This is a genomic window from Spongiibacter pelagi (assembly GCF_014705705.1).
GTDB classification, from domain to species: Bacteria; Pseudomonadota; Gammaproteobacteria; order Pseudomonadales; family Spongiibacteraceae; genus Spongiibacter; species Spongiibacter pelagi.
Genome location: NZ_JACXLD010000002.1, coordinates 314769 through 335662, shown reverse-complemented (window position 1 = coordinate 335662; position 20894 = coordinate 314769). Strand labels below are relative to the sequence as shown.

The following is a 20894-nucleotide window of genomic DNA, read 5'->3' as shown; positions in this document are numbered from 1 at the left end:
TAAAAAAGCCCGAAATGTCACCATTCCGGGCTTTTTTATTGCGTTGTAGAACTTATTTTGTCTTTGCCGCTTCCTGCTTGCGAGCATTACGCAAACGGTCGTACTCGTTTTTCTGGCGGGCATTCAACATGCGGTAAAATTCGCGCTGGGTATCCAACCAAGAATGGGTATGTGCCTTAACCACTTCACCCGACAGAGTGCTGAGTTTATTGATGGTTTCCACATCTAACTGAGAGATTTCAACGGTGCGCATCGCCAACTGCAATTTCAACGCCTGCGCTTGAATCTGCTTATGCTTCTGCTGGTATTTTTGCAGCAAACCATCTAACTGTTTTTTCTGTGGCTCAGTGAAACTCAGCTTTTGTGCAAGCTCAGCCAATTTCGGACTGTTATCAATAGAAACCGGCTCTTGGGCATAGGCAGGCACGGCGCTCAATGCACCACACAGTAACAATCCCAAAGTCGCTTTAAGCAAATGACGTTTCACAATAACTCCTTATTTATAGCATTCAGGTTTTCTGCACTTAAGACAGAATCTCATTAATAATACTGGGCGGAAATCCGCGAGAATATAAAAATCGTTGCTGCCGGGCTTTTTCTTTTTGGGCCTGCTTTAGGCCTTCCAGCGTCCGCTCCTCAGCTTGAGGTTTCGGCCAATCACCGAATTTCTTTAATCGGACTTGCTCGCAGCGTTCGAACCAATCTTCAGGGTGTTGCTGAAAATAGGCGTCACCTAAGCTTTGGTCAACACCTCGCTGAGCAAGTTCCATTTTTATTCGCAACGGGCCGTATCCTGACGCCACCCGCTGCCGGCAAAAAGCCTCCGCAAAGCGAGCATCAGACTGCAACCCATCTTCCTGGAGTTGAGCAATAACAACGGTGATTTCATCGCCACTTTCAAACTTGCGCAGCAGTTTATCTTTCAGTTCTTTAGCGCTATGCTCACGTAAGGCCAATAGGTCCATGGCTTTACGGCGTATTTCTACTGTAAAAACCATATGTTATAAAAAGCTCATAAGAATAATTGTGTAATTTAGCACTGACAATTTTCTGCCAAATTTCCTTCGGCAACTACCTATGGCAAAGGTTGTGTGCAAAGTGGATAGTAGCACCAGTGATTGAGAAAAACCCAGTGAAGTACTCGGTCATTCAATTTCAATATGGAGACAGTTAGATGAAAACTATTTTGAACAAATTGACCGCCCTGAAAAATGACGAACGCGGTGCTAGCGCGATTGAATACGCGGTAATGGCGGCGATTCTTGTGGTTGTTATTGCCTTTGCTATTTCCTTGCTTGGCGCGAAAGACGACACCACTAAAGGCATGGGCAAAAGCTTCAACGACATCGCCACTAAGATGAACCCTTAACATTTCCCTATTTTGTATATGACGGCAGGTAGCTTCTATTTATTACTTGCCATCATTGGGATTATAGATTGGCGCAAGCGGCGGATAGCAAATCTGATTTTGCTTCCGCTGTTTGCTGCTGGCCTACTTAAGACATACAGCGAAAACAGCCTGTCTTTTTCAATGACAGCAATCTGTATCGCTTGCGGGCTCGCACTCACCCTACCGGGCTATATCAAGGGTATTGTGGGTGGCGGAGATATAAAGCTAATGGTTGCGCTTAGTCCAGCGTGGCAGATACAGGAGCTTTTGTTTGTCTTTGTATCGGGTGTTCTGGTACTGGCTCCGATATTGTTTTTGGTTAAACCGACTGATTCCAAGGATCGTGATTTACCCCTCGGCACAGCAATCGCCCTTGGCGCATTTGTGCTGTTGGTTTTGCAGTTCGCCCTTCCAGAAAGCCATTGGATGGCAGAGCTAGGGCTTTACGGTTAGTCGCTACAATATTAGTCACTACAAGTATTAGTCACTACAACTAAGAGAATAATGTGGTTTGAAGGACAGAGGTTCCAAATGAACAATTCAGGAAATTCGTCATCACACCGCCCTATGCGTCAACGCGGCTCGGTTGCGATCGAGTTTGCCTTCGTATTCCCCATTTTTTTCTTGATCTTCTACGCTATTGTTTTCTACAGCCTTGCGTTTTTAGTCACCCAGAATTTCACTTTTGCCAGCGAAGAAATTTTACGTAAATCCCTCGCCGCCGGCGAAGAATTGTGCAATGAAGTCGGTTCAACCGTTTGCGATGCTTGCGGGGCCGACGACAAAGAATGTCGTATTGAAAAAACCATCGACGCGCTGCGCATTGAATATACGCAAAATGCCGCAACCAGTTTGATTGTATTTAGCAACGCGGGGCTTGAGTTTTACGGGAGTCAGGGTGCTGCTGCAGACAACTACTGCCAGCCCGCCACTTTTGACCCCAGCAATAATTTTATCTGCCACCTTGAGATTCGAGGACCGTCCCTCTTACCAGCTATAAATATGTTGGGGCTATCTTCGGTTTTCCCAACAACATTAAGTGGTAAATCGAGTCTTCTTTTATAGTTTTCTCGCTGAGAATAGTGAAAAATAAGGCTATTCCAAAACGCACTGCCATTGATAAAGGATGAAAGGCATGCAATCAAAAACCTTAAAAATTATTGCGGCGCTACTGATCATCAGCGCCGTTTTTATGGGGATCATTGGCTATAAGATTAGCCAACAAGAAATTCAACGGGTGGAAAATCAAACCACCAACAACAATACCCCCGCGACCAGTGGCAGTGATTATGTCTACGCGCAAAAATTGCTGATCTCAAATAAAGCCTTTAGCAAAGGCGAAGTCATTACCGCTGAGGATATTCAACTTATCCCCTTCCCCATTCTGGTTGAAGATAGCTACCAAAAAGCCGCAGAAGTGACCGGTAAACCGCTGGAAATTGATTTAGCCAAGGGCGCGATTATTCGCCGCAGCCATTTTGAAGAGCAAAGCACCCTAGCCCCAATTATTGCTCCGGGTTATCGCGGTCTTTCCGTTAAAGTCACTGAGGTTAGTGCTACTGGTGGCTTCCTCAAGCCCGGCGATTATGTGGATGTTATCTTTGCGGCCAAGGCCTCTAAAGAAACTCAGGAAAAGAGTATGACGCGGCGCATTTTGCGCAATGTCAAAGTACTCGCTTTTGGTGAAGCTATTGAGGCCGACAGTGGCCAAATTGTGGATGAAAGCGGCAGCAAATCCGCAAAAGCTAATGACAAGGATTCAGGCAAACGCAGCCGCTCCGCCGTACTAGAAGTCGCCCTCGATGATGTGAATATGCTGATTTTGGCTGAAGAACGCGGCGATTTACGCCTCAGCGCGGTGGGTGACGCCGATCTTGCCGCCGCACTGGAAGCCGATCCATCAGCAGAAGCTAGCGATGAAGAAGACAAAGCCACTTTTATTCGCGAAGTGACGGGGCTTAAGCCTCCCGCACCACCAAAATCTGTCTATGTTTATAACGGCGACAGTGTTGAAACAATTAGGGTACCGAAATGATCAGGCTAGGAACGGATTTTCTTATGAGCAAATTACGCGGCCTTAACCTTTTTGTTTTTGCAGCGCTGCTATTAAACATGGTGTCGATAAGCTTGGCTCAAGCGGAAGCGCCATTCAAAGTTATGCGGATGCTACCCGGTGAGCAGCGTCCACTGGTTACCCAGTACAGTGTTAAGCGCAGTGCGATTGGCAAACCTGACATTGCCACTCTCAAGGTACTTAACTCAAAAGAGTTTTTGATCACCGCCAAGCAAGTTGGCTCCACCCAACTATTGCTGTGGCAGAGCGGATCAACTCCCACGGTTATCCGCATTGATGTGGCCCCAGCCATTAATAGCGCAGCAAACCCCGGTGTAAAACTGGATGTGCGCGGCGATCAGGTCTTTATGGAAGGCCAGGTAAACTCGCTGCAGCAACATCAGCAATTGCTAAACAGCAGCGGCGAAAAATCCATCGACAATACCTTCCAGCCCGGCGCCATCCAGGTACAGACCGACGTTAAAATTGTCGAATACAGCCGCTCTAAACTTAAACAGATTGGTACGGCGCTAAGTTTTGTCGGCGGCGACACGTCAGCGGCTACAGGCTCTACCGCCCTACTCCCCTTGCTGGAAAGTAATCCAGTCGGCGCTCTGCTCGGCGGACTCACAACGGGCAAATCTGCATCCAGCATTTTAATCGGCCATGCCACCGACAATTTTAGCGCTGCTGTAAACGCGCTTCGTCAAAATGGCTATGCCTACACGCTAGCAGAACCATCGCTGGTTAGCCTTTCCGGGCAAACTGCCAGCTTCTTGGCGGGTGGCGAATTCCCCTACCCGGTTTCCAGCCGTGAAGGTCAGGTGCAAATTGAATTTAAAGAATTTGGTGTTCGCCTAAAACTGACCCCAACTGTGTTGAGTGAAAACAGCATTATGCTGAAGGTCGCCCCAGAAGTGAGTGACTTGGATTTCTCCAGCGGCGTGCAGGCCAGCGGTGTTTCTGTACCCGCCTTGCGAGTTCGTCGCACCGACACCTCAATTCAGCTTGCCCCTGGCGAGAGCTTTATTATCAGTGGTCTGATTAGCCGCACCACTTTCAACAATGCTGATCGAGTTCCCGGCCTTGGCGATTTACCCATTATTGGCGCCCTGTTCCGCTCTAGCTATTTCGAGCAGGACGATAAAGAACTGGTGATGATCGTTACCCCGCATTTGGTAAAACCCTTGGCCAAAGGCACTGATATAGGTGAATTACCGGGTGATATTTACAAGGATTACACCCCATCCTTTAGCTCTATGCTGTTTGGCGATCCTATGAAAGGGAATAAGCCAAAACGCAGCGATTCCGCAAAAAGCGCACCCGCTTCTGTCGGGTTTTCGAACTAGGAAAACATACTGAAATGAGACTGATCGATCGAAGAGCGCCGGAGAATATTGTCCCAGCTTCCGATGAGCACGAATCGCTCAAGGCGGCGCTGCACCAGTTTGTTATCGATCGCATCGAAGACGACAAAATTATTTACGACGATAATCAGCGCAAATTAGAGGAAGCCATCACCTCTTATATGCGCCAGTATTGCCGCATTTACGAGGTTAATTTAGGCCGCGAACAATTTCTCGCCCTAGAAAAACAACTGCTCGATGAAATTGTCGGTTACGGCCCGCTACAGGATTTACTCGAAGATCCCACAATCAACGACATCCTGATTAACGGCCCCCGCAGTATTTATGTTGAGCGCAGCGGTGTGTTGGAAAAAGCCAATATCCGCTTCCTTGATAATCGCCATGTGCTGCGGGTTATTCGCCGGATGATTTCTCCGCTGGGTCGCCGGATCGATGAATCCAGCCCCATCGTTGATGGCCGCCTGGAAGACGGCAGCCGGATTAATGCCATTGTACCGCCGCTGGCTCTCGACGGTCCCTGCCTGTCGATTCGTAAATTTCGCAAAGATCCTTTGCGCGCAGAAGAGTTGATCGCTAGTGGCTCCCTAACTCAGGAAGCCCTCGATTATCTGACCGATAAAGTCGTTCGTAAAACCAATCTACTGATTAGCGGTGCAACCGGTTCCGGTAAAACAACGCTGCTTAATATTCTTAGTCAATATATTCCCAAAACTGAGCGGGTGGTGACCATAGAGGACGCGGCTGAGCTGCAGCTGCGCAGTGGTCATGTGGTGCGCCTTGAAACCCGCCCCGCCAACAACGAAGGGGTCGGCCAAATATCAGCCACTGAATTGGTTAAAAACTCCCTGCGGATGCGCCCCGATCGCATCATCGTCGGTGAAAGCCGTGGCGGCGAAGTTTTAGATATGCTGCAAGCCATGAATACTGGTCACTCAGGCTCTATGAGTACCGTGCACGCCAACTCGGCGAAAGATGCGTTGACCCGCTTAGAGATGATGGTCGGGGTTTCCGGGTTTAAAGGGTCGGCTGAGCTGATTATGAAAATGATCGGCAGCGCCCTAGACATGATTGTGCACATAGGCCGTCGCGCCGATGGCAAGCGCCGAGTTATTCAAATTTCAGAGCTGCAAGTCATTAAAGGCGAAGTCTCACTTAAAGATATTTTCAGCTACGACGATGACCGCAACATTCTGGTTCGGGTTGATACCTTAAATGAGCCTCCTGCGTTTCTTGAAACACCCACACTGGGACAGAGAGGCCCGCTGGAATGATCTGGATCGCCGCGGCCCTGTTGCTCGCTGGTCTCGGATTTGTTCTGGTCGTTTTATTTCAGGACGAATCAGATAACACCCAGCCTGACGACGTCATTACTCGAGAGAAAAACGGCAAAGCCCCTGCGGCAATTGTGGAGTATCTCGCTGAAAATGGAGTTGAACTTCCGGCGCTGATCGTAAATGCCTCACTGGCTTTGATTGTGGCCAGTATTGCACTTAGTTTTATCCTCCTTCCTCTGAAGCTGGCAGCAATGGCCTTCGTTGGCATTCTTGCGACAGCTATACTTTTAGTCAAAGTTACCGGCAATAATCGCCGCGCAAAAATGCTAGAGCAACTGCCTTCATTCATCAATCAGGTGACCCGTCGCTTAAGTGCCGGCACCAGCGTCGAGAATGCCTTTGCTGATTCAGTGGAAACTTTGGAGGCTCCATTAGGCACAGTTATGCGCCGAGTAGTGCGCCGGGTACATTTGGGCTTTGACCTGCATCAGGCTTTTGAACGTGAAGCGCGCATGAACAAGATTAATGAATTTGACATGCTTGCCACTGCCCTACGGATAAACGAACAATACGGCGGCAGCATCCGCAATATTCTTGATGATATTGTCGATATTCTGCGTATGCAGGACAGTGGCCGCCGCGAGCTTGCCGCCATGACGGGCGAAACCCGATTTACCGCCTTGGTTCTCGCCCTAATGCCACCCGGCATTGCTGCTTATACTTTCGCTGACAACCCCGAGTTTCTCACTAATATGTGGAACAATGCTGGCGGCCAGCAAATGTTATTTCTTGCGGTGGGAATGCAAGTCACAGGCGTTCTTATTCTGTGGCGTATGGTTAAGGCGATAGGATAAACAGGGATGGAAACATATCACTTCTTTTATATTATTGGCGCCTTAATCCTGTGTACCGCACCGGTATTACTGCTGGCCTTTGCCCATGCAGAAAGTGCTCCCGATGAGCGGGAGGAGCAATTCGGATCGTCTTCAAAAGATATCTGGCGACAGCTACGTGAAGAAAACACCCATATCGCTTCGCTTTCACAATTACTGCGTCGCGCAGGCCTGTTTAATTCCGATCAACAGGTCAATGCCATTACTCTGACGTTAATTGCGATTATCGTTGTAACACTTGGCCTAGCGGTTTATTCCTATTTTATCAATGTACCGTCGACGACCATCCTGATCATTATTACTGCGGGCATTTTTGGCTTTGCTTACCTGTCTTACGCTTTACTGAAAAAAATGGCCGATGACCGGCAGGACAAGCTCGACCAAGAAACCTTAATGTTAGTACAGACAACGCGGATGCTTTGGCGGGTGGGTCTTTCTCTGCCCAAAACTCTTGCGATTATGTGTGACCAGCTTCGTGAACTGGCCCCCACTTGTTCACAAGAACTGCAATTGGCGGTAAACAAAATAGAAGCAGGCCAAAGCCAAGAAGAAGCCTTGTACGAGCTTCTTAACAGCACCAGCGCTGAAGGTTTTAAAGAATATCTGGTTGTGATTCGTCAACAGTCGATTACCGGCGGCAGTATCGATAAAGCCCTTGATGAACTGTACAAATTACTGCAAAACCGCCGCCGCCTAGAACTGATGGAAGCCGTTAATAAAATGTCGGGGAAAATGTCATTGGTCATGATGGCGTTCCTGTTTCCTGCACTATTAATCGTCGTTGCAGGTCCAGCATTTTTAACCATTTCACAGTCTTTAACCGGCAATTAATTAGGCACACAGATGATGCGCAATACTTTAGACACACACAAAAACGTCATCCAAAAGCTGGGTTTACTGTGCTTCAGCCTCGGTCTCTTTGCCTGCGCCTCAAGCCGTGCACAAGACGATTCTATCGCCATGCAAAATAACTGCGGCATACCGCTGGCCAAAGCTGACAATATCAAGCTTGATCTCATCGAGAATCAGGTCAATCAAAAACAATATTACGCCGCCCTCGCCTATCTGGAAAAAGCGATTAACTATCCTCGCGTATTAAAACTGCGCGGTGATGCCCAGCGCCATACCGGTCAACTCGATGCCGCCTTCGATAGCTACCGGGAACTCAGCATGACTTGTTTAGTTGCCGATGGTCATGCCGGCATGGCAAAAATATTGGCCACTCGCGGAGATATCAACCAAGCGCGCCTGCATATGCTAAAAGCTCGCCAGCAAGCCCCCGCTAATGCGGATATTCGCAATGACTTTGGTTTTATTCTACTGGCCTACGGCGACTTTCGCGGTGCACAAAGAGAATTTCTGACTACACTTGAACTAGCTCCCGGCCATTCAGTTGCAATACGCAATATGGTGGTGAGTCTGATTCTGGATCAAGATGTGGGCACCGCAAAACGCATGGCAAAGACCCATCATATCGAAGCGGAAGAATGGTATTCGCTTCTGGATCAAGCCAAAAATTTCAAAAAACCGGCTCTGGCTAATCGCCAGAAAAGTACTCAGGAGCCAACATTATGAGAGCTTCAGCCTTACTAATATTATCCAGTCTGTTGCTAGCCCCCACAGTCTATGCCCAAGATGGTAAAGACAGCGGCTACCAGAGCGAGCGCCCCAATACCCGGGTTGCACAATTAATGGAATTACAGCGCTCAGGCAAACAGGAAAGTAAAGAAGAGCAACATCTGGACGGCCAAACGCGCACTAAAGTTTATACCCGCTATGTCGATAGTTTTGATAGCCCAATCCCCGAACGCTTTACCGGAGACAACTTTACTGCGAGTGAATAGCAATGCAGCTCCGTCGCCTTCCCAGCCAATCTAATCGCCATCAACAGCGTGGCATAACCGCCATTATGGCGGCGGTTATGCTCACAACCGTAGTGGCATTTATGGCCTTGGCGACGGATACCGGCAGATTGTATTTTGAAAAGCGCAGCCAGCAGAAAAATACTGATATTGCTGCGCTTGAAGCGGCATTGCGATATTGCCGGGACAATAGCACCGTTGTTCAAACAGCTGCAACCGAAGCCCTAGATCGCAATTACTTCCCCGGCTTGGATGACGGTAATACCGTAGTAGAAGCGAATCTGAGCGGAGAAAATACCGTCCAAGTCATTGTTCGCCAAACCACCACTCCCTCTTTGTTCGAGCGTGTTATGAGCCTCGACAAAGAAAGCTTGGTATTGGTCACCACCGCGACCGCCAAATCATGTGAGCCCCGCGCCCAGCTTTCCATCAAGCCCAATATCGCTACCGTTGAAGATGGCGTCTTACTTAATTTACTTGGTGCGCCCGACGACTCTGTTGTCATTGGCGGGGATAATCTTGTCAATGTCGGGCTGAACTTACTCGACTTTTTAGATTTATTACAGGTCGAGTTGGGCGTTGCAGATTACAACAGCGTGCTTGGCACAGAAATCTCTCTACTCGACTTGCTCACTATCGCACTAGATGTTCTCCCTCCCGGAGATGCGGCCGATAGCTTAACGCTGCTACTTAATGAAATTCCCTTGGCATCAGTACCGTTCTCAGATATTACCTTAGGAGAGCTTCTTACCATCTCACCTAATACACCAAGAGCTGTTCTTGATACCACGATTGATTTACTACAACTGGTTCAGGGCAGTATTCAATTAGCCAGCGGGGATCACGTTGCAGATATTGATTTACCCGTTGTAGGTATCCCAGGCGTCGCCACTGTTTCCGTTAAAACTACGGTTATCGAACCTGCGCAAATCTCTGCAATCGGCAACCCCAATGAAGACGACATTTCTGTGCGTTCTGGACAAATAAGAGCCTTAGCCACTGTTGATTTAGGCGGCGTCAGCGGACTCACTACTGGTATTACAGATGCACTTTCTCCACTTTTAACTCCTATCGTAAATTTTTTGGATACCGCCGGCTTTGGCGGCCTCAATCTCATTGGCAGCGTTGGTAATTTACTTACTGACATATTTGAATTTTTACTTACTGTCTGCAACGGGAACTGCCCTCAAAGAAATGCAGCTTATGTAGAAGCCGTTTCTCAACCCCTACAAATCAGCATTGAGGGTGGCACCGCGCAAGCTAGTACGGGAACCTTAATAAGCAGCCCAGCTTACCTTTGTGAAGAAACCCGGGAACTCGATGTAGCCTATACAGCCAACCTTCTCAAAATCAATATTGGTGTGATGGATGAAGACCAAGTCTTTTCGAATAATGATATTGATGTGGAACCATACCCGATCGCTGAAATTGGTTACCGCAAAGTTCGCCCGAGAAGCTGCGTATTAATCCTTGGCTTGGGAAGCTGTTCAGATGAGCAATGGGAACAGGACAACGGCAGTTTTGTAACCGATGCTAAATCAACCGCCAAACGCTATGTTATTGCGGGATTAGGTTTACGCCTCAGCAACAATAATTCTGTGACGGACACAAGTACCCAACTACTATCCCCACCACTTTCCAGCCCAGACCTACCCAACGTTGGGGACGGCTTCGAATATCGAGAAACATCAGGGATTAGCCTTGGCGACGTGTTATCTCCAAGCGATATTGAAATAATTCCTTATTCCAGCTCAGAAGCAGGAACTTTGGGTGCAACTTTGAGCGGTACCCTTTCCTTATTAGATAGTGTAGTTGACGCATTATTAACAACCGTAGCTGGTGACGGTGGCGTTCTCGACATTCTTGCCCAAAGTATTGTTGACGAGCTATTAACTACGCTCGGTGTCGGTCTTGTTCAAACTGAAATTGGTGGCGCACTTACCTGTCAAAGCAGCACCGCCCGACTCATTCAGTGAGCTGTATCACTACCAACATCTCCCTAAGCGGCTACACTACCGGTTACTTTTTTCTGAGTAGTATCAATGACCTTTGACGAATACCTAACCATCCTTGCTAAAAACTCAGGCTCAGATCTTTACCTGAGTACCGGCGCTCCGCCCTGTGCCAAATTTCACGGCAAGCTGAAACCGCTGGAGAAGGAACCACTTGGCCCCGGTGAGATTAAAGATATCGCCTATAAGCTGATGGACGGGGAGCAGATCAAGGAATTTGAAGCTGAGCTGGAAATGAATCTGGCGTATAGCATTCCCAATATCGGTCGTTTCCGGGTGAATATTTTCCGCCAGCGCAACGAGCTTTCTATTGTCGCCCGGAATATTGTTACCGAGATCCCTAAAGTTGATGACCTCGGGCTGCCTCCGATTCTGAAAGACGTGATCATGACCAAAAACGGTCTGGTTTTGTTTGTGGGTGCAACCGGTTCGGGTAAGTCCACCTCTCTCGCGGCGCTGATTGATCACCGCAACAGCAATAGCAGCGGTCATATCATCACTATTGAAGATCCGGTTGAGTTTATTCACCGCCATAAGCGCTGCATCATTAATCAGCGTGAAGTTGGAGTGGATACCCGCAGCTATGAACAGGCGCTAAAAAACACCCTGCGCCAAGCACCGGATGTGATTCTGATTGGTGAGATTCGTGACCGTGAAACCATGGAGCACGCGATTGCCTTTGCTGAAACCGGCCACTTATGTATCTCTACCCTGCACGCCAATAATGCCAACCAGGCGCTCGACCGTATTATTAACTTCTTCCCCGAAGAGCGCCGCAATCAGTTGCTGCTGGACTTGTCGCTCAACCTAAAATGTTTTGTTTCCCAGCGACTGGTGCCCACCGTTGAAGGTAAACGCTGTGCGGCGATTGAGATTCTGTTGGGCACTCCCACCGTGGCTCAGGCGATTCATAAAGGCGAAGTTGAGTCGATTAAGGAAATCATGTCCAAGTCAGAAAACCTTGGTATGCAGACCTTTGACGCGGCGCTGTACAAACTCTATGAAGACGGCCGCATCTCGTTCAAGGAAGCAATCAAAAATGCCGACTCTGCGAACAATTTGCGCTTGCGAATTAAGCTGCATAGCAGTCGAGGGATTCCTGCTGATGCCGATGATGTAGAAGTTGAAGAAACCACGCCAAAGAAAATGGAATTGAGCCTGCAAATCGAGGATGAAGGCGACGAGCAGGAAATCTAAATAGCGGCGAAAGTGCAATCCCTTTGCCCTTTCCCCAAAAAAACAAAAAGCCCTGCATTGCAGGGCTTTTTACTACTGGCTTTCTGTCACGCTGAAGCCTATTACTCTTACACTTATTACTCTTCAGCCGCTTCCAGCTCTTCCACCTTCGCATTTTTTTGCGTTGGCTTAGGCAGCAACTGGTCGCGAATGGCCGCCTCAATCTCGGCTGCGATTGCTGGATTCTCACCTAGATATTTAGATGCATTCGCCTTACCTTGGCCAATCTTATCGCCTTTATACGCATACCAAGCACCAGATTTATCAACCAGCCCCAGCTTCACGCCGAGGTCGATAACCTCACCCATATGGTAAATACCTTGGCCGTACATAATTTGGAATTCAGCTTGTTTAAACGGCGGTGCAACCTTGTTCTTCACCACTTTTACGCGGGTTTCGTTACCAACGACTTCGTCGCCCTCTTTCACCGAGCCGGTACGGCGAATATCCATACGCACAGAGGCATAGAACTTCAGCGCATTACCGCCAGAGGTAGTTTCGGGGTTGCCGAACATCACGCCGATCTTCATACGAATCTGGTTAATAAAGATAACGAGGGTATTGGTTTGCTTGATGCTGCCGGTCAATTTACGCAGCGCTTGCGACATCAAACGCGCCTGGAGACCAACGTGGGAGTCACCCATATCACCTTCGATCTCAGCCTTGGGCACTAGCGCGGCTACGGAGTCGATAACGATGACATCCACCGAGCCTGAACGCACCAGCATGTCGGTAATTTCGAGTGCTTGCTCACCGGTATCGGGCTGGGAAACCAGCAGGTCGTCTAGGTTAACACCCAGTTTTTCAGCGTATTGAGGGTCGAGTGCGTGCTCCGCATCGACGATAGCCACGGTCTTACCCGCTTTTTGCGCTTCCGCCATCACTTGCAGACACAGGGTAGTTTTACCGGATGATTCCGGCCCGTAGATCTCAACAATACGGCCGTATGGCAGACCGCCAATGCCCAAAGCAATATCCAGCCCCAGCGAGCCGGTAGACACAGAAGGCATGATCTCACGCGAGCTTTCGCCCATTTTCATGATAGAACCTTTACCAAATTGGCGTTCAATTTGGCTTAAGGCCGATTCCAGTGCTTTTTGCTTATTGGGATCCATGTCTACCCACCCGTTTTGATTAAGTCGAAAAATTTAAACCGCTAATACAAAAGTGAAACTTCATTCGCGCTATTAGCGTACTTTTAGTCCACTTTGCGATACGATGATGGCCGTTAACCCGACCACGCAAACAACTGTATATATAATCAGTATTCAGCTTGAGCTTGTCAATGCCCACTGCCAATTATTTTTGCAGCCGCACAACAAGCCCTTGCTGGCGGCACCTCAGTGCATTCCGTAAAATAATTCGCTTGTTCAGCAAGCCATTACAACGCCAATACCGTCGATGAATTCCAGCGCCAACCTCTCCGATCACACGCCGATGATGCAGCAGTTTCTGAAGATCAAGGCGCAACATCCTCATGAGCTTCTGTTTTATCGCATGGGCGATTTTTACGAGCTGTTTTTTGATGATGCTAAGCGGGCGGCAGAATTACTGGATATTACCCTTACGGCTCGCGGCAAATCTGGCGGCGAACCCATTCCTATGTGCGGTGTGCCCTACCATTCGGTAGAGGGCTATCTAGCACGACTGGTCAAGCTCGGGGTTTCGGTAGCGATTTGCGAGCAAATCGGCGATCCCGCCACCAGTAAAGGGCCCGTAGAACGCCAAGTCGCCCGTATCGTGACCCCCGGTACTCTCAGCGATGAGGCTTTACTGGATGAGCGCCGCGACACGCTGTTAGTGTCGGTTAATCAAAACGCAGAGCAATTTGGTCTGGCCGTTTTAGATATGAGCACCGGGCGCTTTGGCGTGTTTGAAGTTGCCAATGAAGCCGCGCTAATTAGCGAGCTACAGCGCTTACGCCCCGCCGAACTCCTGATTTCAGAAGAGTTGTCGATTGCCGAGTTACCGAAAATGCCGGGGCTGCGCAAACTCCCGCCTTGGGATTTTGAATTCGATAGCGCCGAACGCGCCCTGTGTCGCCACTTTAATGTGCAAGATCTCAGCGGTTTTGGTATTGCCAGCCTGCCCGCTGCCATTGCTGCGGCCGGCTGCCTGCTCCTCTATGTAAAAGATACCCAGCGCACCGAACTGCCGCATATTCGCAGTATTCATTTTGAATCCCGCGACAAGGCGGTCGCCATGGATGCCGCCACCCGGCGCAATCTTGAATTGGACATCAACCTCAATGGCGGCGACAGCAACACCCTCGCCTCGGTTTTAGACCGCTGCCAAACCGCCATGGGCAGCCGCCTGTTCAAGCGCTGGCTGCATCGCCCCCTGCGCGACATGGAGATTCTCAATGGGCGCCAAAGCAGCATCGCGGTACTGATTGATAATTACCGCTTTGAAACACTGCGCGATGAGCTGAAACACATTGGTGATCTGGAGCGAATTCTGTCTCGGGTTGCCCTGCGCTCCGCTCGCCCCCGCGATTTATCTCGCCTGCAACATTCACTCGCCCGGCTACCTGCCCTGCAAGCCCAATTGCGGCCCCTAGAATTTTCGCATCTACAAAACCTAGCCGGTGATATCAGCGAATTTCCCGAGCTGGATGCACTGCTCGAAAACGCCATTACCGAAAACCCGCCGATGGTGATTCGCGATGGCGGTGTTATTGCCGAGGGTTACGATGCCGAGCTGGATGAGCTGCGCAGCCTCAGCAGTGATGCCGGTGATTATCTGCTGGAGCTAGAGCAGCGCGAGCGCGAAAAAACCGGCTTGAGCACCCTCAAAGTCGGCTACAACCGGGTGCATGGTTATTACATTGAAATTAGCCGCGCTCAGGCCGCACAAGCGCCGGTGGAGTATGTGCGCCGCCAAACATTGAAAAATGCGGAGCGCTTTATCACCCCCGAACTGAAAACCTTTGAAGATAAAGCACTGAGCAGCAAGAGCCGCGCGCTAGCGCGTGAAAAAATGCTCTATGAAGCGCTGCTGGAAACCTTAAATGAACAACTTGGTGCCCTTCAGCTTTGCGCTCACGCCCTCAGTGAATTGGATGTGCTCTGCAACTTAGCCGAGCGCGCCGTACAACTGGAGTTTTGCCAACCGCAATTCACCACCCAACCCAGTTTAAATATTGAGCAAGGCCGTCATCCCGTTGTTGAATCAGTATTAGATGAACCCTTTATCGCCAATGACCTCGACCTTCACAATGGTCGCCGCTGCCTAATTATTACCGGCCCCAATATGGGCGGTAAATCGACCTATATGCGCCAAACTGCACTGATTGTATTGCTGGCCCATATCGGCAGTTTTGTACCGGCCAAGGCGGTTAGCCTGAGCATTATGGATCAGATTTTCACCCGTATTGGCTCATCGGACGATCTTGCCGGTGGTCGCTCTACATTTATGGTGGAGATGAACGAAACCGCTAATATTTTGCACAATGCTACTGAGCGCAGCTTGGTATTAATGGATGAAATCGGACGCGGCACCAGCACCTTTGACGGCCTCTCTCTCGCTTGGGCCAGCGCTATTGAACTGGCCGACAAGGTGCGTGCTTTTACCCTGTTCGCCACCCACTATTTTGAACTTACGGTACTGCCCGAAAACCACCCCACCGCTGCCAATGTGCATCTGGGCGTGAGCGAATATCAAGACAGTATCGTGTTCCTGCACCAAGTAAAATCAGGCCCAGCCAACCGCAGCTATGGCTTGCAAGTGGCCAAACTAGCCGGCATTCCCGACTCCGTTATAAAAGCCGCGCGCAGCAAATTACAGCTACTGGAAAATCAGGCGGTCGCCGTTGCCAGCGCACCGACCAGCCAGCCGGACTTATTTGCCGCACCCGCTCTGTCAGCAGAGCAGCAGGCAATTTTTGATGCACTGGGCAGCGCCGATCTCGATGATTTAAGCCCACGAGAAGCGCAAACACTGTTATATCAGCTACAACAAGAGCTTAAGTCCAGCAAAGCAAAGTAGAGTATTGGGGCTACGCCGATGGGATTATTGGAAAACCCGATATGGCAAAGCTAAATTATTCTTAAGGTTTAGGCTGTACCGAAAAAAAACTGCGGTGTTACAATGCGGCCTCGCAAAAAAACTCCAAAAGATAAGGGGACGTCGATAAATGACTTTTGTTGTTGGTGAAAACTGTATCCGTTGCAAGCACACGGACTGTGTTGAAGTTTGCCCGGTAGACTGCTTTTACGAAGGCCCTAACTTTTTGGTTATTCACCCCGACGAGTGTATCGACTGTGCACTCTGTGAGCCGGAGTGCCCGGTAGAAGCCATCTTCTCTGAAGACGAGCTGCCCGAAGATCAGCAAGTATTCCTTGAGCTGAATGCTGAACTGGCCGAAGTGTGGCCAAACATCACCGAGATGAAAGAAGCCCCTGCCGATGCCGAAGAGTGGGCTGGTAAGCCAGACAAGCTGCAATATCTGGAACGCTAAGTTTCCGATTAGCTGCACAAGAACCCCGCCACCATGGCGGGGTTCTTGTTTATAGGCTCCGGCTTTTTCTTTATGCTAGCGCCTTTCTATTCCCAAGTAGCCCCAAGCCATGTCAAAAACTGCGCCCCGCTCCGACTCCAAAGAATACCTTGCCAAAAAAGAGCGGCTCGCACGTCAACTCACTATTTACGGGCGCAAACCGGTATTGGAAGCACTGCAAATGCCCTCGGTGCAATGCAGCAAACTGCATCTTGCGGAAAGCAATAAGCGCGACGGAATTATCAATGAAATTTGCCAACTCGCTGAACAACAAGGCATTGAAATAGCTTGGCACGACCGCCAAGGCCTGTCGCGTATTTCCAAAAACGGCAAACAGGATCAAGGCGTTGCTGCAGATTTGGAATTAGCCACTTATCGGCCCATCCGTGAATTTAATCTAGAAAGTGTCGCACCGGGCACCCGCCTGTTGGCGCTGGATGGCATTCACAATCCGCAGAATCTGGGCATGATTATTCGTTCGGCAGCGGCCAGTAATATTGCTGGCGTTATCCTACCGCGCAAGGGCTGCGCCGCCCTCTCGCCACTGGTGATTAAAGCCAGTGCCGGCACATTATTCAAAGCGCCGATCTTCCATTGTGAGTCTCTCACTGAGGCCCTACCGGCATTAAAAGATAACGGCATGGCCATTTATGGTTTATCGTCCCACGCCAAGACCTCGCTGTTTCAACCTTTAAGTGACAAACCCGCCGTGTTTGTTTTAGGCAATGAAACCGAGGGCGTTAGCCGAGACGTCAGCAAGCTGTGTACTGACATGCTGGCCATTCCAATGGCCAATGGCGTGGAGTCACTTAACGTTGCCGTGACCGCTGCATTGCTGGCCTTTGCTGGACAGTTTCAGCAAGGCTAAACGTTCACACTACCTCATCCATTTGCACTAGCAGCCGTTCATTTATCTATTATCAAAAGCGGCGCGCGTTTATTGTTAGCCCCACAATAACAACGCGGTTTTAAGCTTTTCGATGACTACCCTTTACGACTTTATTATTGTGGGCGCAGGCTCAGCAGGCTGTGCACTGGCAGAAAAACTCAGCGCCGATGGCAGGCATCAAATTCTTTTATTGGAAGCAGGCGGAAAAGACAGCAACCCGATAATCTCCATGCCTCTCGGTTTCGCTTTCACCATGAAAAACCCTAAATTTTCTTGGTGCTATAGCTCCGAGCCGGAACCTCATTTGAACGGTCGTCGCATCGACCAGCCACGCGGCAAAGTCTTGGGCGGCTCCAGCTCGATCAACGGCATGGTGTATATTCGTGGTCAGCGTCAAGACTACGACGACTGGGCTGCCATGGGCAACCGCGACTGGGGCTACAACGACCTTTTGCCTCTATTTAAGCGCAGTGAATGGTATCAGTGTGGCGCCAATGACTATCACGGCAGTGGAGGCCAGCTCTGGGTGGACAAACCCGGCGATATTTACGAGATGGCCCATATGTATATTGAGGCCGCAACGCAAAGCGGTATTCCCAGAAATGAGGACTTCAACGGCGAACAACAGGAAGGCGCGGGGTTTTACCAGCTCAATATTCGCAATGGACGCCGCCAAAGCACTGCGCGAACTTATCTCAAAACCGCATTAAAGCGCTCGAATTTAAAACTCGAAACTAACGCGCTTGCCAGCCATATTCTCTTTGATGGCCGCCGTGTTATTGGCCTGCAGTACAAAAAAGGAAATCAAAAAATCACTGCCCGCTGCCGGCGGGAAATCATTCTCTGCGGCGGCACTATTAATTCACCGCAGTTGTTAGAGCTTTCAGGCATTGGCCAGCAAGACGTATTGAGCCGCCACGGTATCAAAACCGTACACCACCTGCCCGGTGTTGGCGAAAACCTGCACGACCATTACACGGTAAACACCCAGCGCGCCTTTGCCGGTTTGCGAACCTTCTATGAAGATTCTCGCCCCATTCCGATGATGAAACAGCTTGGAAAATACCTTTTTCAGGGCAAGGGCATGTTGGCTCATCCGGCCTCACAGGTTGGGGTGTTTTTCAAAACTGATGAAACCCAAGAGCGCCCCGATGCGCAAATTCATTTCACCCCGGCAGCGGGTGATCAAGATGAAAACGGGCGCATGCTAACCGTGCCGGGCACCACCGCGACCGTCTGCTATTTGCGCCCTAAAAGCCGAGGATGGGTGCATATTCGCAGCGCGGCCCCTGAAACCCATCCAGCCTTCCTCAATAACTATCTGGCTGAAGAGGAAGATCAGCAACGCATGATTGCTGCAGTCAAACGCACCCGCGATATTTTTGAGGCACCGGTGTTCGATGCGTTTCGGCGCGAAGAGCTGGTTCCCGGCGCGCATATTCAAAGCGATGAGGAATTGCTGGAGTTTATTCGCAACACCGGGGAGTCGGTTTATCACCCGGTTGGCACCTGCAAAATGGGCAATGACGATATGGCAGTCGTTAGCGACCGTCTGAAGGTGCACGGCATTGAAGGTTTACGGGTTGCCGACGCGTCCATTATGCCCAGCATTCCCTCTGGTAATACCAATGCCACGTCGGTATTGATCGGCGAACGCTGCGCAGACTTTATTCTGGGTGGAGAATAGTTTTACTCGGCTAACAAGGTAAAACTATTCCTCTAACAGGAAGCCACGTGTCATTTCATTGAAAATCTGCGGATATTCGGCGTGCAGCCAGTGGCCGGCATCGGCAATGGTTTCAATTCTGGCATCGGGAAACTGGCGCATAATGCCCACCCGATTTTCCTCGCGGATATAGCCTGAGCTGCCACCGCGAATAAACAGAATTGGGCCGTCAAAATTGCCACTATCCGGCGCATCGCGCAGGTGGTCATAATTCTCGGCAATGGCGCTTAAGTTCATCTTCCACGCCCAGCTATCGCCATCGCGCATCAGATTTTTGAGCAGAAACTGACGAATCGGCAACTCGGGAACACTCTTGGCCAGGATTTCATCGGCTTGCTGCCGACTGCGCAGCGCCTGCATATCCATGCCCAATAAACCGTCGAGAATCGCGTCGTGACCACGCCCATAACGCACCGGCGCGATATCGGCCACGACTACTTTTGCAACCCGCTCGGGAAAGCGCACCGCCAAATCCATCGCCACCTTGCCGCCGAGCGAGTGGCCTAGAAAATGGGCGCGGGCAATATTCAGCTCATCCAAGGTATGAATCACATCGTCGGTCATCAGTGAGATGGTCATGGCATCGCGGTGCGGTGATTTTCCCTGATTTCGCAAATCCATCCGAATCACCTTAAAGTCCGGCTCCAGCGCACGAGCGACCGAAATCAGATTGCTGGCAGAGCCAAACATGCCGTGTAACAGCACCACGGGATATTGCCCCTCACCACTGATTTCGCTATGCAGTAAGACGCTGTTACGGCGCAGTTCACTTCTCATGCCCATCTCCGGTTGTTAGAATGCCGACGCAATATAACAAATAGGTGCCCCAGTGAAACGTTCTGCCCGACTTTCTATTTTATTTTTCATGCTTTTGCTCACCGCGTGCAGCAGCACCACCTATAACCCCACTGTGTTCAAATACTATATGAGCGACAGCGCCAAAACTCAGCCGATCAAGCGTGTTTTGCTGGCTAGCGTCAATGTCACCGGCGAACCCACCCGCTCTATCCTGCGCGACTCCGACGACAAGGTCGACGGCATGGTGGCTGATTATCTGCGTGAAAATGGTTTTGAAATTGCTTCACAACACCACTTCAACAATGCCTGGCAACAAGCCTTGCTGACCTACGGCGAGTTTTATGACCCTACCACTGGCCGGGTAAACCGCGAGGGCTGGCAGAAAGTTATGACCGCGACCCTGCAGGCACTTCAAAGCCAAAAAGACTGGGATGTCATTTTATTTACCGACCTGATTGAAGATGACGTTCAACACAGCGGTGGTATGAAGCACTACGCCCGCTGGTATGGCGTCACTCGGGAGCCGGCCACCCAAGGCGGCAGCACCTCGGTGTCGGTTGAATTTAATTGGTCACAAATTATTAAGGCAGGCAGCCTGATGGTGACGATGTTTGATCGCCAAGGTCAGCCGATATTCAGCAGCCGGGGCGGTATTGATACCCTCTACGGAATTGATACCCGCAAATCGCAAAAGGGATTTGTCCGCCGCAGCAAGATATTGAACAAATCCAGCTATATTGAGGAAGGGATTCAACTGGCTTTCCATCCTTTTATCAAAATGGATCGCTACCCTGCTCCTCCTGCTGAAAAAACGGCTGAAAAAATAGGGAAGGAAGCATAGTTTTGGCATTTGCCAACATTATTAGTTAGGGAAGCATCATAGGTTTGGCAGAAGC

At 49.9% G+C, this 20894-nt stretch carries 21 protein-coding genes; 17 read left to right on the top strand and 4 right to left on the bottom strand.

Annotated features, from left to right (window positions below):
• Positions 1-52: 52 nt before the first annotated feature.
• A complete protein-coding gene (locus IB286_RS05615; protein WP_190763346.1) occupies positions 53-487 on the bottom strand; it encodes a Spy/CpxP family protein refolding chaperone in 435 nt (144 codons plus the stop codon).
• Between the two features lie 37 nt (positions 488-524).
• Positions 525-998, bottom strand: a complete 474-nt coding sequence (locus tag IB286_RS05610; RefSeq protein ID WP_190763344.1) for a regulatory protein RecX — start codon at positions 996-998, stop codon at positions 525-527.
• Between the two features lie 176 nt (positions 999-1174).
• On the opposite strand from IB286_RS05610, the gene IB286_RS05605 reads away from it, so the two are divergent.
• From IB286_RS05605 to IB286_RS05550, 12 genes are all read left to right on the top strand, one after another.
• Entirely contained in the window at positions 1175-1369 is a 195-nt protein-coding gene (locus IB286_RS05605) for a Flp family type IVb pilin (RefSeq protein WP_190763342.1), read from the top strand.
• An 18-nt stretch (positions 1370-1387) separates the two neighbouring features.
• The gene (locus IB286_RS05600; RefSeq protein WP_190763340.1) at positions 1388-1843 is read left to right on the top strand and encodes a prepilin peptidase; all 456 of its coding nucleotides are present in this window, start codon (positions 1388-1390) and stop codon (positions 1841-1843) included.
• Between the two features lie 78 nt (positions 1844-1921).
• Entirely contained in the window at positions 1922-2455 is a 534-nt protein-coding gene (locus IB286_RS05595; protein WP_190763338.1) for a TadE/TadG family type IV pilus assembly protein, read from the top strand.
• A 70-nt stretch (positions 2456-2525) separates the two neighbouring features.
• Complete coding sequence (gene cpaB, locus IB286_RS05590; protein ID WP_190763336.1) at positions 2526-3425, top strand: Flp pilus assembly protein CpaB; 900 nt, start codon at positions 2526-2528, stop codon at positions 3423-3425.
• Positions 3426-3448: 23 nt separating this feature from the next.
• Complete coding sequence (locus IB286_RS05585) at positions 3449-4792, top strand: type II and III secretion system protein family protein (RefSeq protein WP_190763334.1); 1344 nt, start codon at positions 3449-3451, stop codon at positions 4790-4792.
• Between the two features lie 14 nt (positions 4793-4806).
• Positions 4807-6081 carry a CpaF family protein gene (locus tag IB286_RS05580; RefSeq protein ID WP_190763332.1) on the top strand — a complete coding sequence of 425 codons (1275 nt, stop codon included), beginning with the start codon at positions 4807-4809 and terminating at the stop codon, positions 6079-6081.
• Positions 6078-6938, top strand: coding sequence for a type II secretion system F family protein (locus IB286_RS05575; protein ID WP_190763330.1), 861 nt, complete (start codon positions 6078-6080; stop codon positions 6936-6938). The genes IB286_RS05580 and IB286_RS05575 overlap by 4 nt, the downstream gene beginning before the upstream one ends.
• 6 nt (positions 6939-6944) lie before the next feature.
• Positions 6945-7808 carry a type II secretion system F family protein gene (locus IB286_RS05570; RefSeq protein WP_190763327.1) on the top strand — a complete coding sequence of 288 codons (864 nt, stop codon included), beginning with the start codon at positions 6945-6947 and terminating at the stop codon, positions 7806-7808.
• A 12-nt stretch (positions 7809-7820) separates the two neighbouring features.
• Positions 7821-8552: a tetratricopeptide repeat protein gene (locus IB286_RS05565; RefSeq protein WP_190763325.1), complete on the top strand. Its 732-nt coding sequence runs from the start codon at positions 7821-7823 to the stop codon at positions 8550-8552.
• Positions 8549-8821, top strand: coding sequence for a DUF3613 domain-containing protein (locus IB286_RS05560; RefSeq protein WP_190763323.1), 273 nt, complete (start codon positions 8549-8551; stop codon positions 8819-8821). The genes IB286_RS05565 and IB286_RS05560 overlap by 4 nt, the downstream gene beginning before the upstream one ends.
• Before the next feature lie 77 nt (positions 8822-8898).
• Positions 8899-10815 (top strand): hypothetical protein, encoded by a 1917-nt coding sequence (locus tag IB286_RS05555; protein ID WP_190763321.1) that lies wholly within the window; start codon positions 8899-8901, stop codon positions 10813-10815.
• A gap of 66 nt (positions 10816-10881) precedes the next feature.
• Positions 10882-12048, top strand: a complete 1167-nt coding sequence (locus IB286_RS05550; RefSeq protein WP_190763319.1) for a PilT/PilU family type 4a pilus ATPase — start codon at positions 10882-10884, stop codon at positions 12046-12048.
• A gap of 116 nt (positions 12049-12164) precedes the next feature.
• On the opposite strand, the gene recA is transcribed toward IB286_RS05550, so the two are convergent.
• Positions 12165-13202, bottom strand: coding sequence for a recombinase RecA (gene recA / locus IB286_RS05545; protein ID WP_190763317.1), 1038 nt, complete (start codon positions 13200-13202; stop codon positions 12165-12167).
• 286 nt (positions 13203-13488) lie between these two features.
• On the opposite strand from recA, the gene mutS reads away from it, so the two are divergent.
• From mutS to IB286_RS05525, 4 genes are all read left to right on the top strand, one after another.
• Entirely contained in the window at positions 13489-16074 is a 2586-nt protein-coding gene (gene mutS, locus IB286_RS05540) for a DNA mismatch repair protein MutS (protein WP_223826135.1), read from the top strand.
• 148 nt (positions 16075-16222) lie between these two features.
• A complete protein-coding gene (gene fdxA / locus IB286_RS05535) occupies positions 16223-16546 on the top strand; it encodes a ferredoxin FdxA (protein ID WP_190763315.1) in 324 nt (107 codons plus the stop codon).
• 109 nt (positions 16547-16655) lie between these two features.
• Positions 16656-17453 carry a 23S rRNA (guanosine(2251)-2'-O)-methyltransferase RlmB gene (gene rlmB, locus IB286_RS05530; protein ID WP_190763313.1) on the top strand — a complete coding sequence of 266 codons (798 nt, stop codon included), beginning with the start codon at positions 16656-16658 and terminating at the stop codon, positions 17451-17453.
• Between the two features lie 112 nt (positions 17454-17565).
• Positions 17566-19161 (top strand): GMC family oxidoreductase, encoded by a 1596-nt coding sequence (locus tag IB286_RS05525; protein ID WP_190763311.1) that lies wholly within the window; start codon positions 17566-17568, stop codon positions 19159-19161.
• Positions 19162-19185: 24 nt separating this feature from the next.
• Here the strand turns inward: IB286_RS05525 and IB286_RS05520 are convergent, their stop codons facing one another.
• Positions 19186-19977, bottom strand: a complete 792-nt coding sequence (locus tag IB286_RS05520; protein ID WP_190763308.1) for an alpha/beta fold hydrolase — start codon at positions 19975-19977, stop codon at positions 19186-19188.
• Between the two features lie 52 nt (positions 19978-20029).
• On the opposite strand from IB286_RS05520, the gene IB286_RS05515 reads away from it, so the two are divergent.
• Complete coding sequence (locus tag IB286_RS05515; protein WP_190763306.1) at positions 20030-20839, top strand: hypothetical protein; 810 nt, start codon at positions 20030-20032, stop codon at positions 20837-20839.
• The last annotated feature ends 55 nt before the right edge of the window (positions 20840-20894 follow it).

Excerpts from the sequence above, each read along its gene's own strand:
- IB286_RS05610 (WP_190763344.1), bottom strand. The coding sequence starts at position 998 with ATGGTTTTTACAGTAGAAATACGCCGTAAAGCCATGGACCTATTGGCC.
- IB286_RS05605 (WP_190763342.1), top strand. The coding sequence starts at position 1,175 with ATGAAAACTATTTTGAACAAATTGACCGCCCTGAAAAATGACGAACGC.
- IB286_RS05600 (WP_190763340.1), top strand. The coding sequence starts at position 1,388 with ATGACGGCAGGTAGCTTCTATTTATTACTTGCCATCATTGGGATTATA.
- IB286_RS05595 (WP_190763338.1), top strand. The coding sequence starts at position 1,922 with ATGAACAATTCAGGAAATTCGTCATCACACCGCCCTATGCGTCAACGC.
- cpaB (WP_190763336.1), top strand. The coding sequence starts at position 2,526 with ATGCAATCAAAAACCTTAAAAATTATTGCGGCGCTACTGATCATCAGC.
- IB286_RS05585 (WP_190763334.1), top strand. The coding sequence starts at position 3,449 with ATGAGCAAATTACGCGGCCTTAACCTTTTTGTTTTTGCAGCGCTGCTA.
- IB286_RS05580 (WP_190763332.1), top strand. The coding sequence starts at position 4,807 with ATGAGACTGATCGATCGAAGAGCGCCGGAGAATATTGTCCCAGCTTCC.
- IB286_RS05575 (WP_190763330.1), top strand. The coding sequence starts at position 6,078 with ATGATCTGGATCGCCGCGGCCCTGTTGCTCGCTGGTCTCGGATTTGTT.
- IB286_RS05570 (WP_190763327.1), top strand. The coding sequence starts at position 6,945 with ATGGAAACATATCACTTCTTTTATATTATTGGCGCCTTAATCCTGTGT.
- IB286_RS05565 (WP_190763325.1), top strand. The coding sequence starts at position 7,821 with ATGATGCGCAATACTTTAGACACACACAAAAACGTCATCCAAAAGCTG.
- IB286_RS05560 (WP_190763323.1), top strand. The coding sequence starts at position 8,549 with ATGAGAGCTTCAGCCTTACTAATATTATCCAGTCTGTTGCTAGCCCCC.
- IB286_RS05555 (WP_190763321.1), top strand. The coding sequence starts at position 8,899 with ATGCTCACAACCGTAGTGGCATTTATGGCCTTGGCGACGGATACCGGC.
- IB286_RS05550 (WP_190763319.1), top strand. The coding sequence starts at position 10,882 with ATGACCTTTGACGAATACCTAACCATCCTTGCTAAAAACTCAGGCTCA.
- recA (WP_190763317.1), bottom strand. The coding sequence starts at position 13,202 with ATGGATCCCAATAAGCAAAAAGCACTGGAATCGGCCTTAAGCCAAATT.
- mutS (WP_223826135.1), top strand. The coding sequence starts at position 13,489 with ATGAATTCCAGCGCCAACCTCTCCGATCACACGCCGATGATGCAGCAG.
- fdxA (WP_190763315.1), top strand. The coding sequence starts at position 16,223 with ATGACTTTTGTTGTTGGTGAAAACTGTATCCGTTGCAAGCACACGGAC.
- rlmB (WP_190763313.1), top strand. The coding sequence starts at position 16,656 with ATGTCAAAAACTGCGCCCCGCTCCGACTCCAAAGAATACCTTGCCAAA.
- IB286_RS05525 (WP_190763311.1), top strand. The coding sequence starts at position 17,566 with ATGACTACCCTTTACGACTTTATTATTGTGGGCGCAGGCTCAGCAGGC.
- IB286_RS05520 (WP_190763308.1), bottom strand. The coding sequence starts at position 19,977 with ATGAGAAGTGAACTGCGCCGTAACAGCGTCTTACTGCATAGCGAAATC.